This is a genomic window from Paenibacillus sp. lzh-N1, assembly GCF_002872435.1.
Classification (GTDB): Bacteria; Bacillota; Bacilli; order Paenibacillales; family Paenibacillaceae; genus Paenibacillus; species Paenibacillus polymyxa_C.
This window is the reverse complement of record NZ_CP025696.1, coordinates 4,496,746-4,512,791: the sequence shown is the minus strand read 5'-3', so window position 1 is coordinate 4,512,791 and position 16,046 is coordinate 4,496,746. Positions and strand designations below refer to the sequence as shown.

13 protein-coding genes and 1 pseudogene are annotated in these 16,046 nt (G+C 46.3%); 1 reads left to right on the top strand and 13 read right to left on the bottom strand.

Annotated features, from left to right (window positions below; translation table 11 throughout):
- Positions 1-223: 223 nt before the first annotated feature.
- From C0638_RS20305 to C0638_RS20280, 7 genes and pseudogenes are all read right to left on the bottom strand, one after another.
- Positions 224-1,726: an alpha/beta hydrolase family protein gene (locus C0638_RS20305; protein WP_040103685.1), complete on the bottom strand. Its 1,503-nt coding sequence runs from the start codon at positions 1,724-1,726 to the stop codon at positions 224-226.
- A 552-nt stretch (positions 1,727-2,278) separates the two neighbouring features.
- Positions 2,279-3,808 carry a right-handed parallel beta-helix repeat-containing protein gene (locus C0638_RS20300; RefSeq protein ID WP_040103684.1) on the bottom strand — a complete coding sequence of 510 codons (1,530 nt, stop codon included), beginning with the start codon at positions 3,806-3,808 and terminating at the stop codon, positions 2,279-2,281.
- Positions 3,809-4,181: 373 nt separating this feature from the next.
- Entirely contained in the window at positions 4,182-4,292 is a 111-nt protein-coding gene (locus C0638_RS25835; protein ID WP_014599788.1) for a DUF6254 family protein, read from the bottom strand.
- A 102-nt stretch (positions 4,293-4,394) separates the two neighbouring features.
- Positions 4,395-5,054 (bottom strand): nitroreductase family protein, encoded by a 660-nt coding sequence (locus C0638_RS20295; RefSeq protein ID WP_013371315.1) that lies wholly within the window; start codon positions 5,052-5,054, stop codon positions 4,395-4,397.
- Positions 5,055-5,326: 272 nt separating this feature from the next.
- The gene (locus C0638_RS20290) at positions 5,327-5,776 is read right to left on the bottom strand and encodes an RrF2 family transcriptional regulator (protein ID WP_013371316.1); all 450 of its coding nucleotides are present in this window, start codon (positions 5,774-5,776) and stop codon (positions 5,327-5,329) included.
- Positions 5,777-5,899: 123 nt separating this feature from the next.
- Positions 5,900-6,098, bottom strand: a pseudogene (locus tag C0638_RS25830) (hypothetical protein); the annotation flags it as partial.
- A 128-nt stretch (positions 6,099-6,226) separates the two neighbouring features.
- Positions 6,227-8,635, bottom strand: a complete 2,409-nt coding sequence (locus tag C0638_RS20280; protein WP_040103683.1) for a cellulase family glycosylhydrolase — start codon at positions 8,633-8,635, stop codon at positions 6,227-6,229.
- A 551-nt stretch (positions 8,636-9,186) separates the two neighbouring features.
- Between C0638_RS20280 and C0638_RS25220 the strand changes: the two genes are divergently transcribed.
- A complete protein-coding gene (locus C0638_RS25220) occupies positions 9,187-9,489 on the top strand; it encodes a hypothetical protein (RefSeq protein ID WP_158453335.1) in 303 nt (100 codons plus the stop codon).
- Positions 9,490-9,671: 182 nt separating this feature from the next.
- Here C0638_RS25220 and C0638_RS20265 read toward each other — a convergent pair whose 3' ends face one another.
- The 6 genes from C0638_RS20265 to C0638_RS20240 all read right to left on the bottom strand — a co-directional run bounded on the left by C0638_RS20265 (position 9,672) and on the right by C0638_RS20240 (position 15,959).
- Positions 9,672-10,853 (bottom strand): DUF4272 domain-containing protein, encoded by a 1,182-nt coding sequence (locus C0638_RS20265; RefSeq protein ID WP_040103682.1) that lies wholly within the window; start codon positions 10,851-10,853, stop codon positions 9,672-9,674.
- Positions 10,854-10,911: 58 nt separating this feature from the next.
- A complete protein-coding gene (locus C0638_RS20260; RefSeq protein ID WP_025675048.1) occupies positions 10,912-11,283 on the bottom strand; it encodes a hypothetical protein in 372 nt (123 codons plus the stop codon).
- A gap of 448 nt (positions 11,284-11,731) precedes the next feature.
- Positions 11,732-12,838, bottom strand: coding sequence for a Gfo/Idh/MocA family protein (locus C0638_RS20255; protein ID WP_058712059.1), 1,107 nt, complete (start codon positions 12,836-12,838; stop codon positions 11,732-11,734).
- A gap of 75 nt (positions 12,839-12,913) precedes the next feature.
- Entirely contained in the window at positions 12,914-13,642 is a 729-nt protein-coding gene (locus tag C0638_RS20250; protein ID WP_013371325.1) for a ThuA domain-containing protein, read from the bottom strand.
- 36 nt (positions 13,643-13,678) lie between these two features.
- Positions 13,679-14,851, bottom strand: coding sequence for a Gfo/Idh/MocA family protein (locus C0638_RS20245; protein ID WP_058712060.1), 1,173 nt, complete (start codon positions 14,849-14,851; stop codon positions 13,679-13,681).
- 52 nt (positions 14,852-14,903) lie between these two features.
- The gene (locus tag C0638_RS20240; protein ID WP_080683406.1) at positions 14,904-15,959 is read right to left on the bottom strand and encodes a LacI family DNA-binding transcriptional regulator; all 1,056 of its coding nucleotides are present in this window, start codon (positions 15,957-15,959) and stop codon (positions 14,904-14,906) included.
- Positions 15,960-16,046: the final 87 nt, after the last annotated feature.

Sequence of the window (16,046 nt, the reverse complement as noted above, 5' to 3'; positions counted from 1 at the left end):
CGGTGAGGTCCAATTCTGTTCATAATTATAGAATGATATTCCAATATGTCAAACGCTTTCATGGAATTCATAGAACTTATTCTCCCTTCCTCTTTGCATACATCGCATCGCATTGTATTCGTTCTTTTTAGACAAAGAAAAACTCCCCTTCAATTAGCGGTTTATTTATTAAACCTGTCTACTTGAAGGGGAGCATATCAAAATCGGTAGCCTGTTCCGTAATTTATAATAGCGAGGTTACGAACTTCACCTCCGGAAAGCGGCTATCCGGTCCTTTCATTAAGTTTCCGCCTTGATTTTTCAGATACCTATCGAAGAAATCTAGCATATAGGCATTGATAACGGAGTTCGCTCTTTCGGGCGCAATCTTTCCTGTAATGCCCAGCATTTTGAAAATCGGAGAAATGAACTGTACGTCAGCGAAATTCAAATGCTCCGTATTTTCGATATAGAGGACTTGTCCCCCTTCGTCGACCGTTTCACGCATCCGTTCAAGCTCCAACTTTTTATCTTCCGTTACTTGATCCTCCCACTCTCTTGTTGATCCCATACGGTTAAGCTCTGCATCCGTGTAGACCCGATTATCCATTACCATTTTTAATTTTTCGAAATAGCTTTCCGAGTTGATGAACAAAAACGGCTTTCGCAGACCCTCTCTGTCACGCAGTCGATAAAGCCCTCCATCAAGGTCTATCCCGACTGCGATTCGCGGATCGTAAGAAGCGTCATAGGCCATCGCTCCGCCGATGGAATGACCGAACACCCCGACATGACCGAGATCAATCCTCCCTTTTAGATGGCTTGGAATCTGCCCCGATTGGATGAACCCGAATTGGTCCAGCGCAAACGCCACATCACCGGTTAAAACTTTCCCCAACTTGTCGCGATTTCCTCTACTCGTCTGGTAATCATGGTCGGGCGAGAATAAGTCGTTGGTTGTGCTGGTCGTGATTCGACCGTCCGGAAACTCGGTTGCAAATGTATTGTAGGTGTGGTCGATCACTGCCACGATATATCCATGACTCGCGAGATTTTCGGCTTGCGACGTGTGGAGGAACCTGGAAGAGCCGTTGCCGGGATTCGCAAGGATCAGCGGGTATGAAGTCTGTACCGAGGAGACTTCGGCCCCCGAATAAGCATGACTGGATACGTACTTCAGGTGTTGAAACGTAAACTCGGGAAGGCCATAGTTCGCGGCCATATAACGTAAAATCTGGGTATCGGGAATAAAGGGAGCGTACTTGCCGGTGCTAGTTTGAGCCGGATACCAGACCTGAACCATCAATTCTCTCTTACCCTCTCTGGCTTCGTCGAAAATCTCTTCCCTATTTGTATCCACGAAATGAAAAGTTTGCGTTCCTACCTTAAATTCGCCTGTCGGTTCAGGTAGTTTAAATACAGGAAAAGCATACATGAGGCCCGCTGTTGCGACCAGCATTATTGCTATAGCGGTATAAGCTGAACCCAACATGAATCGTGGGATTTTTTTTGGACCGTTTTTTTTAAAATAGCTATAATTTGAAATGGCTAAAAAAATGATCGTTATGCAATATGGGAAAAATAGCTGAATTCTGTATCCTTCCACCGTCCAATGAATGACCAGTAAAAGTGTGGCAATACCGCTTGCAACGAATACTGGAATTCTACGCCGTCCTTTTTTTAATAGGAAGGTTAATGAAAACAAGCCGATGTTTGACAATAATAGCAACAGTTCAAACAGCCTCATCTCGATTCTCCTTTTAAAAAATTTCTATTTTCGTTTGTTCCAATCTTATCCTGCCAGGCTGGCATAAGCTATCGATTTGCCTTACATCAACCTAACAATTTTGTAATTCGATCTTGCGGTATTGGAGGACTCGTAAAACAGTAAGTTCAATCATTCAATCATATATGGAGAAATACGGGTATCGAGCTGAAGCGGTCTAATTGTTTATTTGCAGTCAATGCTATCAACCTTTCTCTATAGAAAAATAATGTTGCGCCTAGAATGCCTCTCCATAGCAACAAGCAATCGGTGATCATAATGTGACCCTCGAATTAAATGATAATAATTATCATTATCAATTATGGTGTATCAAGAACTACGGAAATTGCAAATACACAAATTGTGAATGCTATATATAAAGACAAAAGCCCTCGCATCTAGAGGGCTTTTGGAATAAATCAGCTATTCATTTGAGTCGCCTCATCCCGTCACTTGCATCAACGGAGTATCAGCACGCACAGGACTCCAAGAGGATCAGATTTTGCATAACCCGACAAAAACTCTAGCTTTGCTTCACTCATCCGCACCGATATTCACGGCTTTCCCTTTCACACGGGGTTCCCCGTCGATATCCTCGGTTCCGATGATGGCGTTATCCGTTGATCCGGAATCGATCGCTGGTGACGAAGACTGCAAACGGAAGTCGCCATTCGTGGCATTCACGAATTTAGGATCGGCAAACAGAGAATGCGCATCGTTGCCCGTTCCCGATTTGTACGTGGGGAATCCTGTATATTCTTTATCTTTCCAGGTCCAGTTGGCCCCCGAACTGCCACCAGGTGCAAAATATAAATTATAATCAACAACATTGCCCGAATTTTGAGTATATCCATTATAGATCAACACATCAGTCGAACTGGCTACGAAAATATTGTTCTTGATCACGTTGTTTCGTGTATCATACTGAACCAAAAGCTGGCCGCTCCCGTCGTCCAATGTATCGTTCTTGTACAGCGTATTGTTCACGATCTTGCTGTTAACCGTTGAGCCACGCTCGTCATCGTAGCCGCCCATAGCGATGCCAGTTAACCGGTTGTTATATATCACGTTACTGCGGACCGTAATATTGCTGGTGGTTTTGCCGGCATGCTCGGAGGCAATTTCGACGCCGATGTCATTGTTATAGCTGTAATTCTGCTCGATAATGTTGTCCTTGCCCCCATCCACATAAATGCCGCCGGCCGAGTTGTCATCGCTCTTGTAGGATGGGTTATTTCGAACCGAATTATTGTACACTCGATTGCCTTTTACCACCCCGTTCCGCACCTGATCGTAAGCAGTATTCGGCGCGGTTCCTTCAAAGCCGATCAGATCGATTCCAATGTTGTCGTTATCGTGAATGAGGTTGCTGGTCACTGCAAAGCCGCTCACATTCCCGTTTAAAACAAGCGATTCGCTGGAGCCGAGCACGAGATTGTATAGTTCATTGCCGTTGATTGTAAGGTTGTGAATCGATGCAGGAGCTTTCGTGCCATAAACAGCGATGCCGTGAGCGTCCCGGCCTAGCCGGTCTTTTCCAGTTGGGGTGGCCGTGTTTTTGATGTCGTGGATTTTGTTATCAGACAGATTAATGAAACCCCCTGCACCGTGAACGTAAATGCCTGTAGGCACTGCGTTCTTGGAAGCAGTGGTAAAATTGCGGATTTCAAACCCTTGGATGGTGACGTAATCGACATCGGCCAATTCGATTAACCCTTCGTTCCCACTGACCGATAGGCCAGTACCGTCAACAATGGCGGTTTCCGTGCCATAGCTTGCGAACACGGTTGGGCCTTGCGAGGCGGAGCCAGAGCGGGTGATTTTCAGTTTCTCCTTATAAACACCACCTCGGACATAGACCTTGCTGCCCGGAGGGACTGTGTCGGCCGCATGCTGGAGCGTTTTCCACGGCGCGTCGCTTGTTCCCGCGTTGGAATCGCTACCACTTGTCGCCACATAATATTCGGTACCAGCGGCAGAGGCGGCAGGAGTCTGCACATTACCGATTGCAAGGCCCAACCCCAAGCTTAAACCTATAAGCAAAATTTTACCGAATTTCTTCAAGAAATTTCAACTCCCATCCTAATTCAGCTTTCGTCAAACTAACGTTATCATCACTTTACGGCTTCTTGCAAGCGAAGAACCTCCTCTACCGTCCATGGGCCAGGCTTTCCGTGCAAGAGTCGATAGCGCCCACACGCATTGGTGAATTGCAGTAATTCTTCGCCTTGACAAAGAAAACTAAATAAAAGCAACCCTGAAAATATTATGTATATTTTCAGGGTTGAACGGCTAACTCAATGTCTCCAATAACACTGAACACTCTGAAATAAAACTGTTGGATGTTGCCTGTATGAAGGGCCATTATGATCACACACCATGAGAAGACTGCCGATAAATTTCATCGACAGCCCTTCTCTTCCAAGTAGTATACTCCTCAATCTTGTTCGCTGGACAATTCCTTGAGCGATTTGATTTTACCATGGGGATGCTGTTCTTGCTTTCGTGACTTCCATGCAGCTTCTTTCCTTCTCTTCTGGTGAGCCATAACAGATATCCTCCTTTGGAAATTGTGAATATATACTACTTCCTTAAGTTGTCATTTCTCGACTCTGTTCATTCATAAAATTAAATTCGTTGGGTTTTGTTTTTAGTTAACGGGCATCTCGTTAAAGAATGTGATATCGTCTATCGGCAGCCGAGTTGTCTGATGACCCGGTTGTGCCGCTTTACCGAGCGCAATCAGCATGATTGGAATGTATCGGTCACTAATACCGAACGATTGCTTAAGCTCGGCCGCATTATAGCCGCCCATCGCGACGGTATCGTAGCCGTGAGCACGTGCAACCAGCATAAGCTGCTGGGATACAATACCACCATCAATATGAATGACTTTATGAAGTGTTTCCTCTGGCAATGAAGCATACGTATGAATCGATCTTTCCACGAACGATTTGGCGGTATCTTCTGCTATATAGCCGTGTTTTACTGCTTCGCCGAAAACTTCATCGAGCTTCTTATATCCTTCCGTATCACCAAGCACAACGATCACCGCTGCAGCCTCAGTAACCTGGGATTGATTGTAGGCGATTGGCTGCAGTTTTGCTTTCAATTCCTCTGTCTCAATAACCAAGAAGCGCCAGGGCTGAACGTTACTCGAAGAAGGCGCAAGCGTCGCTTCTTTCAGAAGATCCTTAATCTCCTCGTGAGACAGACGAACCGATTTGTCGTAATGACGCACAGAGCGGCGCTCGCGGATGACATCGGCGAACAAGGCGGAGCTCTGACCAGTATGAGTTGAAGTTGACATTATGAATCCTCCTTTAAATAAATACTGTTTTTTATTCAGCACAGTTAAATCCAGACTAAGCGATTAGTCAAAGTTTGAAATCTATTAAAACGAAGTGCCTTGAAAAAATTCCAACAATATTTCCGCTTATGCGCACAGGTATAACTGTGTTCATTATCACACAGTATAACCTTAAAAATTAACGTTGCGCGCGGCTTGCGTTTAACTGTTGTTTATATTGCACAGTATAAAATCTAAGCAAGCCGCTGTCAACCGTCTTTTTCCAGGTTCATCTAAAGCTTGGCTTCCAGTTGATTGGCGAGATCAGCAATCGTGTACTTACTTAATACTCCACGTATGCTATCGTCCATTTCTTGGGTAATATCCTCAAGCGTAGATTTCATACATTTACCGAGCGGATGCGTGCCAGCTGTCTCGGTAATACCAAAGGAAAGCCTGCTGTCTGAACGGAATACATCGTACACATCAACTAGTCGTATAGACTCTGCCGGTTTCCTAAGGTGGTACCCGCCGTCACGGCCTTCCCGGGTTCCGATAAGCCCTTCCTTGGCGAGAACGGAAAGTATGCGGCGCAGCAAAGAAGGCTCCGACTGAAGATATTTGGCGAGTTCAATACTTGGACAAGCTATGCTTTTGTCCTCCTGCGACAATATAACAAGCGCTTGAACAGCCAGTCCAAACCACTTTGGGTGCTGAGTCGGTGTACAATACTCCTGCTTCAACCTTTACTCTCTCCTTCCAGCTTACTCTTAAGTAGTATGAGTAAATTGTACCGAATTCCCTAATATGCTGCAATAGACGAGCTTACATCCAATTTATATATTTAAATATAGTATTGACTTCTGTGCAACAGCTTCTTTGAAAGATGGAAGGCTTAACACATGATCTGCGGCTTCACGCAATTGATTTGAATTCAAGCTTTCCATTTGTAACTTAATGTCTGCTCCCATATTGGCGACTTGCCCTGCGATGATCGGCTTGATCCGTGTTCCCAAATGCCTCAAAACAAAGCTTATAGAAGTCAATTGCTTGGTTAAAGACTGTCTTGTTTATTATTCTTTTATTGTTTGTAAGCTGGCAGCTCATGCAACAAAAAAAGCCGCCAACTTGGCGGCTTTGTGTACAGAAAAAGCTTGTTTTCGTACTGAACATTGTTGACTAACGTTAAATACTCATGGTTTACTGGATGACTGTTTGTTGGCTGAATCGCTATAAACCGAGCTTAATTTTGATGTCGCCCTAATACCATTGGGACCTTCAATGATAATACGACCTTGTTCCGTTAAGCTTGATCCTTGCCAGTCAGTAGTCATATCCAGATAATCAAGACCCGGACTGTTTCCTTTCCAAGACCATGCAAGATAACCTACTCCCTTTTGCTCAGCGTAACTCATAATGGTAGCCTCATCCACATCACCGCTCGTATGCTTGATCCCGAATTCTCCAATCAGCAGAGCTAGGTTTTTATTCAGTACATTATCCATATTGCTCTTTACTGTGGCGGCATTACCTCCGGCATATTCGTACATATGAATGGAGAACATCGTATTTTTAAGCGGATCTGCATTAAAGACTTCTTTTCCGTAGTCAAAAATAGATTGCGGATACTGTCCCCATCCTGCACCATCAACAATGATTGTATTTTTGATGCCAGCATTTCTGAGCTTAGGTATAACAGACTTATAACCTTGCGCCCAGCCTCCGCCATCCCATGTTCCATACCATTCGTTCGCGATATTGAGGATGACGGTGCTTTCTTTTCCAATGAGTGCACTTTTCATTTCAATCCAGTAATTAGCGATATTATCCAATACAGCAGCGCTGTCAGACCCTGTGCCATCATGTACTTCTAGAACAACGACCAATTTGTTTTGCTCTGATAAAGTGATTAAATTTTGTATCGCAGACAGATCATCTTTTGTCCATTGCTGACCATCCGACAGTACGATTCTGACAGTGTTCGCTCCCGTTTTTGCAATGGCAGGGATCGCTACAGACTCTTGCCCCTTATACCAGGTATAAGCGTGATTGATTCCCCTCATAACAAACGGATTCCCCTTGGCATCGTAAAGCGTTGTTCCATTAATATAAAAACCTGTATTCTCCGTTGTAGAATTCGTCGTAACCTTTAGGACATTGCTTGCTGTTGAAATATTTCCTGCTGCATCCCTGGCTTTGACAGTGAAGCTGTATGTTGTATTGGCGCTAAGCCCTGTCACCGTATAACTTGTCGTAGGGGTTGAATCGACCAAAGTTGTTCCATTGTACACATCGTAGCTGATAACATCGACATCGTCTGTTGATGCTGTCCATACAAGGCTTACCGAAGTGTTTGTTTTGGAGTAGCTTTTCAGGTTTGCTGGTGCTGTTGGTGCCGTTGTATCAGGGGTTGAGTCAACAAGCGTAAACTTCCATTTCTGCTGATCATTTCCGTTATCCGTCCATTGCTGCACATTTGCCCCGTCATTAGTATAACCTCCGATTACATCCAGCGCTTTACCGCTAGATTGTACAAGCAGCTTATAATATCTACCGCCGACGTCAATCATTTTCCATTTTTGATTAGTTAAATCGCTGTCTGTCCATTGCTGTACACTAGCCCCATCTTCTGAAGAGCCTCCGGCCACTGTTAATGCTTTACCGCTGGATTGCACAATCAATTTATAATATCCATCGCCAACGTCAATGACTTTCCATCTTTGCCGAGCGCTACCGTTGTTCGTCCACTGCTGCACCTTCGCTCCATCGGCAGTTGAGTCTCCTGCTTCCAGATTTTTTCCGCTATGCTGTGCCGTTAGTTTATAAGTTTCACCTGAGACAATATTTGTGTCAGCTGCGCTGGTGGTAACATCAATCACATTGCTTGCATCTGACACATTACCTGCGGTATCTCTGGCTTTCACATAAAAGCTGTACGCCATGTTGGCTGTTAGGCCGGTAACGATGAAGGATGTCGACGCACTGGATCCTACGAGGTCTGATCCTTTGTAGATGTCGTAGCTGGAAACACCTACATTATCTGTAGATTCCGTCCACTGCAAGCTTACTATTGTATCTGATACCGAGGAACTAGTCAGGTTGGAGGGAGCTGTTGGAGGTGAGTTATCCTCCGGTTCATCAGCTGAATGCACTTCAAATTCCCAAAGGGAATATCCGTAGCTGGTAGCTCTTTCGATACCGTTCATTTTTACATATCTAGCGTCTGTTGCTTCGAAAGATATCTTATCGATTCCTCCATCTCCAGTCGTGGTGGAATAGACGGTAGTCCAATGATCATCATCCGTCGATGTCTGAACTTGGTAGGACTTCGCATAAGCGGCTTCCCAGTTGAGCGTAACGCCATTGATTTTGGTGGTGCTACCAAGATCTACACTTATCCACTGCGGATCTGAATATTGTGAGGACCATCTAGTTTGCGGGTCACCATCGATCGCAAAATCAGCCGCTTTACTTGAATCTTCGACGGAGCTTGCGGTTGCCGATTGGGTAAGCCTAGCATTTTCGAAAGCGCTCACATTTTTGAACGGCAACATACTCATCAGCAGTCCAAACAAAATCAAGCTTGTTATGGTTTTTTTCATTCCCAAGCCTCCTATTTACCATCATAAATAGCTAATTGGTTACCCATGCATTCTCATAGATTTCAATTCCATTCTCCATCCCTGAGGCACGGTAAAGTCTTCTCCTTTCCGATCATAATTGGGACCAAAACAAACGTAGAACAACCCTAAAGTAACCGCTTTCTTTTACCAACAGCAATTATTTCGCTTTAATAGAGTTTCTGTATCATTCCCAGTGATGAGATTTTATCAAAGCGACCTAAAGCATATATATTTTTGTTTTCCAGTACTATTCCTTGATGATTAAAAAGTTTTAAAATCTGTTTTCCTAACTCCATAGCATGGGTCCTAAAATTGCAAAACAAGACAACTTTCTCCCAGCAGTTGTCTTGTCTAGTATTTTTATATTTGTATAATTGTCGATTCAACTCGTTATTCTCAGGATTGTAATCTTGTTTAACAGAAATATAAATCGCTACCCTTGAGCTTGAATATAGCCTCTATGACAAAATAATCGCCGTAAATGATGGATTGATGATGAAGTGGTCTCTAGGTTCTTTGGCTGGAAAAAGATGGATCGGCAAGTTCGGAGCTTCTGTCTCCAGAGTCGGGTAACTTGCCGCCATGACTCAGGCGCAGCCAGCCGTCTTCAGTCCATATACACTTCTGAATCGCTGTTTCCCTGCCGAATGGATTCATTAAAGAAGTACCGGGAAAAGGCCGAGTACATAGATGGGCCATATACCATTCCCATGTTGCGTTTCGACCAGCGTCCCATGACCCGCCTGCCAGTAGAAGGATTAGAGCTTCTAGACATTGCTTTGCCGGATGGAAGCCTCAACTTTGTAAAAATGCTATCTGCGTCTACTACGTGAGGGATGAATATAAAAACACTCCTTTCCGCTTCTTCAAGCTGGCCATGATTGAGCCGCAAAGTACGATGTTGAGATCAGTGAATTGCGAATTTACGGTCAACGTCATGAATTTTAAGTAAAGTGCCCCACACCAAACAATCCTCTACCTATTTGGTAGAGGATTGATGTTTCTAGACTTCCTATTATGTATCTGTGCGCACATCATCCCAATCCTGTCCCATGTAACTGGTGAGCCATTTAAGCACACGATGACGTTCATACACTACACCATCATCCAGATTTCCAGGGGCTGGCTGTTTATGAATGCGGCTATCCACACACATCCAATCGTAACGACAAATTAAATCCGCTTCATCTAAAATTTCCTTGCTGCTGCGCAGTCTTGAGCTTGACAGAAAAGCCTCAAATGAGTCGAATTGCTGCAGCTTTGAAACAGACAACGGCACGTCGCAAATCCCAGTTGGGTCACCTAGCTTCTCAAGATGGCCCAAAGCCCATAACAGAGTCCAAAAGCCTTCATAACGCCAGGAGAACTGGATGCCCTCCGACTCATCGACATCATCATTGGATAAGAACCTCTTCTCTTCCGGTGAAAAGAAACGGTCCGCGCCATACTGATCAGTCACTTGATTTATCATCCGTTTCGTATCATCCTTGCTTTCGCCCGCACCGATACACTCGCCTTTCAGTGCTACAATACACAAAGCAACGGCACGGCCAGCCACTTCCTTGAGAGAACGGATGCTGTCTGCTGCTTCATCTCCTAGCCTGCCTGGGATCGGCGGCATTTGCGTAAAGCCTTGATCGACCAATTTCTTTTCCGACCGCAGCTTCCGCTCCATCCCGGATTCGGTAATTGGGTCCTCTCCGTGCAAATAACTGACATGAGCAGTAACTGTATAATCTTCCACTTCCGAACGCCCATTGACATCTAATAACAGACTTCCATCAGGTGCAAGCAAATTACCGCCACCCCAGAACATCAGCCCGTCCAACGAATTTATGATATCAAGTAATTCGGCAAAAAATGCTTCAGATATATCCTCCTCGGTCTCCACACCAATCACCATATTTAGCGTACTCATCTTGATCAGCAACTTTTGCTGCAACTGTTCGTTTTCAGCAGGAATCTGACTGAAAAAATTTATCATTCCGTTAAGCATGGAGGCAAACTCCTCCGGATTCGTTTTGCTGGTCATTATGTTAAAGCCTTTGACTTTCTTATTAAACCAGCCCTTGCTTTTGACCTCAACTCTAGTTTTGCTTTCATTCACGTGTATCTTGTTATTGGGATAAATCGACTCTAATAGTCTCTCAACCTGATCCAGATCAAAGGTCGAGCTGTATAGCGCACAATTTCTCATGATGACCTCCTTATGGCAACACTACGAATAGTCCATGTTTGTTACTTGCTCGATTCAATTAACTCTGCAAAAGCCGATGCAGTAATGCCTCTCCCTCATTCTCAAACCTTCGCTGTTCCTTCAGGAATCCAGGAACATCTTGTAGCCGGGAAGGTCTGTACCCAGGACCGTCACATCCGCAGGAATGGTAAGAGTATCCGTTTTGGTACAAAAGCTCTACCTTTTTCCACTGCTTGATATCCGTTTGCTTCGGGGCCTGAAAATCATGCCCCATGTCATGCATGGGCGTCTGGCATTGCGGACAGACATGGACAATCCCCTCATATTTTTCCTTTGGAATCTCAAAGCGGGATGTTTGCTTATATACCTTCCTACAAGCAAAGCAGGCAAAGATATCTTTGTATGGACCGTACATTGCATATCTACACATATTTTCACCCTCCTCAAAAATTTCAATTGGTCTGATTTTTTTCGCTCAAAATTTAGCAATCTATAAATCTATTTTTGAAAAATTAAAAATACATTCACATCACCGTAGTATTAAGAGTGCATAGATGTCAAGCTGATGTTTCTTTTATATTAGAACGACACTATAGAACTAATCAAGCTAAAAGGTCCATTCTAGCGCATTGCTCGCAGTAGTGATGTTATTTTTATAGCATTAAGATCTTGTTCAAGGCGCAAAATTATGTAGCATGATGTTTCAAAAGTTAACTAAGAAGACTCCAAAGCCGCAGTCAAAGCAGAGCTGGAGCCTTCTTTTTTATAGTAATTAATATCAAAGCAGAATACGCAAATCCCCAGACCGAATTTTGGGACAGCCCCTCCAGTCTTATAATTCTTGTATGCTGCAGGTCAGCTTCAGGCTGGTACTTGTTTTATACATCTAACGTATATAAGGGCAGGTTTTCCGGTAAAGCCGCCGGGCGCTGACATGTGCTCTGCATCGTATAAAAGGTCTGCTGATCGGAAGAATCATGGAACGCCCACATCGCTTCCAGCACATGGTAGGCCAGTTCCCCGCTGGCGCGGTGAGGTCGTCCGTTGCGGATAGCATAGGCCATATCGGCAACTCCGATACCCCGTGTATTTTCCTGGTAACCTGGCAGCAGCGGTACCTCTGTCCAATTGTGCTCGCCTAGCAGCCTGAAGCGAACTGGCCCTCCGAATGTGTTCGGGTCAGGTACCTGCAACGTGCCATGCGTACCATACACCTCGATCGGTGGCAGAGTGCTACCTCCAAAAATGTCAAAGCTGGTAATCAGCGTACCGACAGCTCCCTGCTTGAAGCGCAACAATCCAGCCACATGGGTCGGAATATCGACTGGGATAGTCTGGCCTCTCTTTTTCTCGCTCGTAATCGTTCGCTGATCTATCGCCTTGCTTGTCATGCCCGAAATGGTGGCAATCGGTCCCAGCAATTGCACCAGAGCTGTCAAATAATAAGGGCCCATATCAAACATCGGGCCACCGCCGACTGCATAATAAAATTCAGGATCGGGATGCCAATGTTCATGTCCACGGCTCATCATGAAAGCTGTAGCGGCTACCGGATTCCCAATGACTCCGTCTTCAATCAACTTCAATGATGTCTGTATACCGGAGCCGAAGAAGGTCTCCGGTGCGCAGCCAACAAGTAGTCCCTTTTGATGAGCAAGATCCAAGACAGCCTGGCCCTGCTCACGAGTGACGGCAAGTGGCTTCTCCACATAGACATGCTTGCCAGCCTCAAGAGCTCTGAGACACACCTCGGCGTGAACGGCCGGAATGGTCAAATTAATGATGAGTTCGATCTGCGGATCAGCCAAAATCTCATCTACCGAATATACGTTCGGAACGTTGAACGCTATCGCCTGCTCCTCTGCCCGACTTTGGTCCAGATCCGCTACTGCGAACAGCTCCAGAATGTCGAAACGATGGCAATTTTCCATATAAATTCCGCTAATTTTACCGCAACCGATAATGCCCACTTTCATTTTTTTCATGCCTGGACTCCCTTCTCCTTCAGAAAAAATGGATAATGGCATTCTTTTATTACATCGGATACTATCCTGTTCACGCTACTGTTGCTGGTTGTCTGCCATACCCGTGTATGCCTCTGCCAGCGAGCTACCTCGGCTGGTCGCAGCCTGTTTGCCTGCCGCAGTCCACAGGAATCCGCTGCGCATCATCTCGGTCACTTGAGGAATTTCTATGATATCTGCGTGATGACCTAGCGAATTGTAGAACACGCGGCCGTTTCCCCACCGCTTTGTCCATACAACGGGCATATCCACTGGCCCATTGGCCGAATGAGGTCCCGGAACGACCGGGAAGCGTGTGGTTGCCAGCACCTCAACCGCAGGGTCTACATGGAGGTAGTACTGCTCGCTTATGACCTGAAAATCCTCAATATGGTCCAACAGCGGGCTCGATCCACGCTTTATGTTTACCATGTACTCCACCCCATCATTGCCGGGATGTGCAACCCATTGCCCACCTGTCATGAATTGCCAGTCCACGTTGTTTCGAAAGGCATCACACATGCCACCGTGACAGCCTGCCAGACCTACGCCGCTTTGAACCGCTGCTGAGACATTATTGATCAGTTCCTGCTCAATCTGTCCCATGGTCCACATGGGAACGATCAGGTCCAGGCCAAGCAGTTTCTCCGCATCCTGATACGCTTCAAGGGTACTGGACACCTCCACCTCAAACCCTTCTTCCTTCAGAATGCGTTCAAAAATGGCCGCCACCTGCTCCGGTTCATGTCCGTTCCATCCACCCCATACAATCAGTGCCTTGCGCATCTGTAATCCACTCACCTTTCGGAATGTGTTGTTAACCTACATTTCTTCAATGGATACCCAACGGCGTTCCTTTATAGATCGTTCTACTGCTTCAAGCACGGCCTGGCAAGCGACCCCGTCATGAAAGTTTGGTGAAGGTTGCCGTCCTTCGGAGATAGCACTCAACATCTCTAGCATCTCGTGGGTGAAGGTATGCTCGAATCCAATTGTATGTCCTGCAGGCCACCAGGCTTCGGAATACTTGTGTGCCGGATCGGTGGCGAGCACGCGGCGGAAGCCTTGAACACCTTCCTCATCCTGTGTGAAATACACTTCCAGCTCATTCATTCGCTCAAAGTCAAACCGTACACTGCCCAGACTACCGTTGATTTCGAATGAATTTGTGCTCCGATGTCCGGCTGCAAAGCGTGTGGCCTCAAAGCTGCCCAGCGCACCTCCAGCAAAGCGTGCTAGGAACAACGTGGCATCATCAACCGTCACTTCTCCCATCGGTGCATTGGCCTCGGTACTCCTTTTGGAGCTCAATCCGCTCATCTCCGTAGCCAGCGGACGCTGTTTGATGAACGTCTCGCTCATGCCGATGACTTCGTGAAACTCGCCGACCAGAAACCGAGCGAGATCAATCAAATGGGCGCCAAGATCACCATGAGAGCCAGAACCGGCCACTTCTTTTTGCAACCGCCATACCAGCGGAAAGGACGGGTCCATAATCCAGTCTTGAAGGAAAAAGGCGCGAAAATGATAAATCTTGCCCAGGCGACCGCTTTCGACGAGCTGCTTCGCCAGCTGGACAGCCGGAGAAAAGCGGTAGTTGAAGCCAATCATATGGTTGACCCCTGCTTTCTCTGCTGCTTGCAGCATGTCACGGGAATCCGCCAATGAAAGCGCAAGCGGCTTCTCACAAAACAGATGCTTGCCATGGAGGGCAGCCTCAATGACAATTTCCTTATGGGCATTACTCGGGGCGTTAATGTCAACAAGATCAATATCGCTACGTTTCACTAGATCACGCCAATTCGTAACACTTTCGCTCCAGCCGAACTGGCGGGCAGCTGCCTGAACCCCCTGCTCGTTACGTCCACAGATAACGGACATCTCTGGTTGCAGCGGGGCATCCGGGAAGAACATGGGTAGACTACGGTAAGCGTTGCTGTGAGCCTTGCCCATAAATTTGTAGCCAACCATTCCAATACGAAGACGATTAGACATGTCGTGATCCTCCTTATGGGTATGAGTTTCAACGAATTATTGATGAATGATGTTATTGACGAATGGATGACGCCCTAATAATCAGCTCTGTGGACAGGAGTTCTCTGATTAAGTCGCACCCAGTCAGTTCCAGAGCCGGAGTGAGATCCTGAGAATCGGGTATAAGCTTCGAGGCTGCAAGTTCCCCCATCTCATAAAATGGAACACGGACACTGCTTAGTGGCGGAACAGCCATCTCAGCTGCATCCGAGTCATCATAGCCTACAAACGCTGGAAACCGCTCAACTGCCAGCCCGCGCTCACGGAGACCCTGCATTACACCGAGGGCCATCCGGTCGTTCGCCGCAAATACGGCATCAATATCATCTAATTTGTCTGCGATTGTAGCCGACGCTTCGAGCCCGCTTCGACGACTGTAATTGCCTTCCAAAATCAGCTCATGGTCATATTCAATACCAGCCTCCTGAAGCGCGATGAGATAACCCTTCAATCGCTCAGTACTGTTGGAATAGATATCCGGACCGTTGAGAAAGGCTATCCGCTTGCATCCCTGCTCAATGAGATGACTTACAGCCGCCCGGCTTCCTTCTACATGGTCTGCATCCACTTCACAGAACGACTGCCCTTCAAAATGGTGATTCATGACACAGAACGGTCGCCCCTCTTGCTGAAGTCTCTTCAGAGCCTCCACCTCATCGTGGTCATCCCTTGCTCCAAGGATGATACAACTGTCGACCTTTTGCTGACGGAAAAGACTGCTGTAGTCCATCCGTTCGCCCGGTTTTCGGAATAATAGTAGTAGATCGAGCCCGCTGTCTCTGGCCTTGTTACCGATGCCGCTCAGCATCTCGGAGAAAAAATAAGCAGAGAACAGGTGCGCCTTCGGGACATAAGGCATAACCACACCAAGATGGCCGCTTTTGCTTCGGGCAAAGTTGCGGGCCAATGCACTGGGAACATATCCAAGTTGATTGGCAACGTCCAGGACCCGTTTCCGCGTATCTTCCTTGATAGGACCGGTCGCGTTCAATACCCGAGACACCGTCGCTTCAGACACGCCAGCGAGTTCTGCTACTTCCTTGCGCGAAACGATATTGCCCACCTCCAATCATTTTATGTACGCGCGTACATTTTCTCATGCTGCTATACCTCTGTCAATCCCGAAAAGCGTGCCCTATTGGTATATAGGCTTTTT

What these genes read in the sequence shown, in the direction of transcription:
- C0638_RS20305 (WP_040103685.1), bottom strand. Translation starts at nt 1,726, where the DNA reads ATGAGGCTGTTTGAACTGTTGCTATTATTGTCAAACATCGGCTTGTTT.
- C0638_RS25835 (WP_014599788.1), bottom strand. Translation starts at nt 4,292, where the DNA reads ATGGCTCACCAGAAGAGAAGGAAAGAAGCTGCATGGAAGTCACGAAAG.
- C0638_RS20295 (WP_013371315.1), bottom strand. Translation starts at nt 5,054, where the DNA reads ATGTCAACTTCAACTCATACTGGTCAGAGCTCCGCCTTGTTCGCCGAT.
- C0638_RS20280 (WP_040103683.1), bottom strand. Translation starts at nt 8,635, where the DNA reads ATGAAAAAAACCATAACAAGCTTGATTTTGTTTGGACTGCTGATGAGT.
- C0638_RS25220 (WP_158453335.1), top strand. Translation starts at nt 9,187, where the DNA reads ATGGATCGGCAAGTTCGGAGCTTCTGTCTCCAGAGTCGGGTAACTTGC.
- C0638_RS20265 (WP_040103682.1), bottom strand. Translation starts at nt 10,853, where the DNA reads ATGAGAAATTGTGCGCTATACAGCTCGACCTTTGATCTGGATCAGGTT.
- C0638_RS20260 (WP_025675048.1), bottom strand. Translation starts at nt 11,283, where the DNA reads ATGTGTAGATATGCAATGTACGGTCCATACAAAGATATCTTTGCCTGC.
- C0638_RS20255 (WP_058712059.1), bottom strand. Translation starts at nt 12,838, where the DNA reads ATGAAAAAAATGAAAGTGGGCATTATCGGTTGCGGTAAAATTAGCGGA.
- C0638_RS20250 (WP_013371325.1), bottom strand. Translation starts at nt 13,642, where the DNA reads ATGCGCAAGGCACTGATTGTATGGGGTGGATGGAACGGACATGAACCG.
- C0638_RS20245 (WP_058712060.1), bottom strand. Translation starts at nt 14,851, where the DNA reads ATGTCTAATCGTCTTCGTATTGGAATGGTTGGCTACAAATTTATGGGC.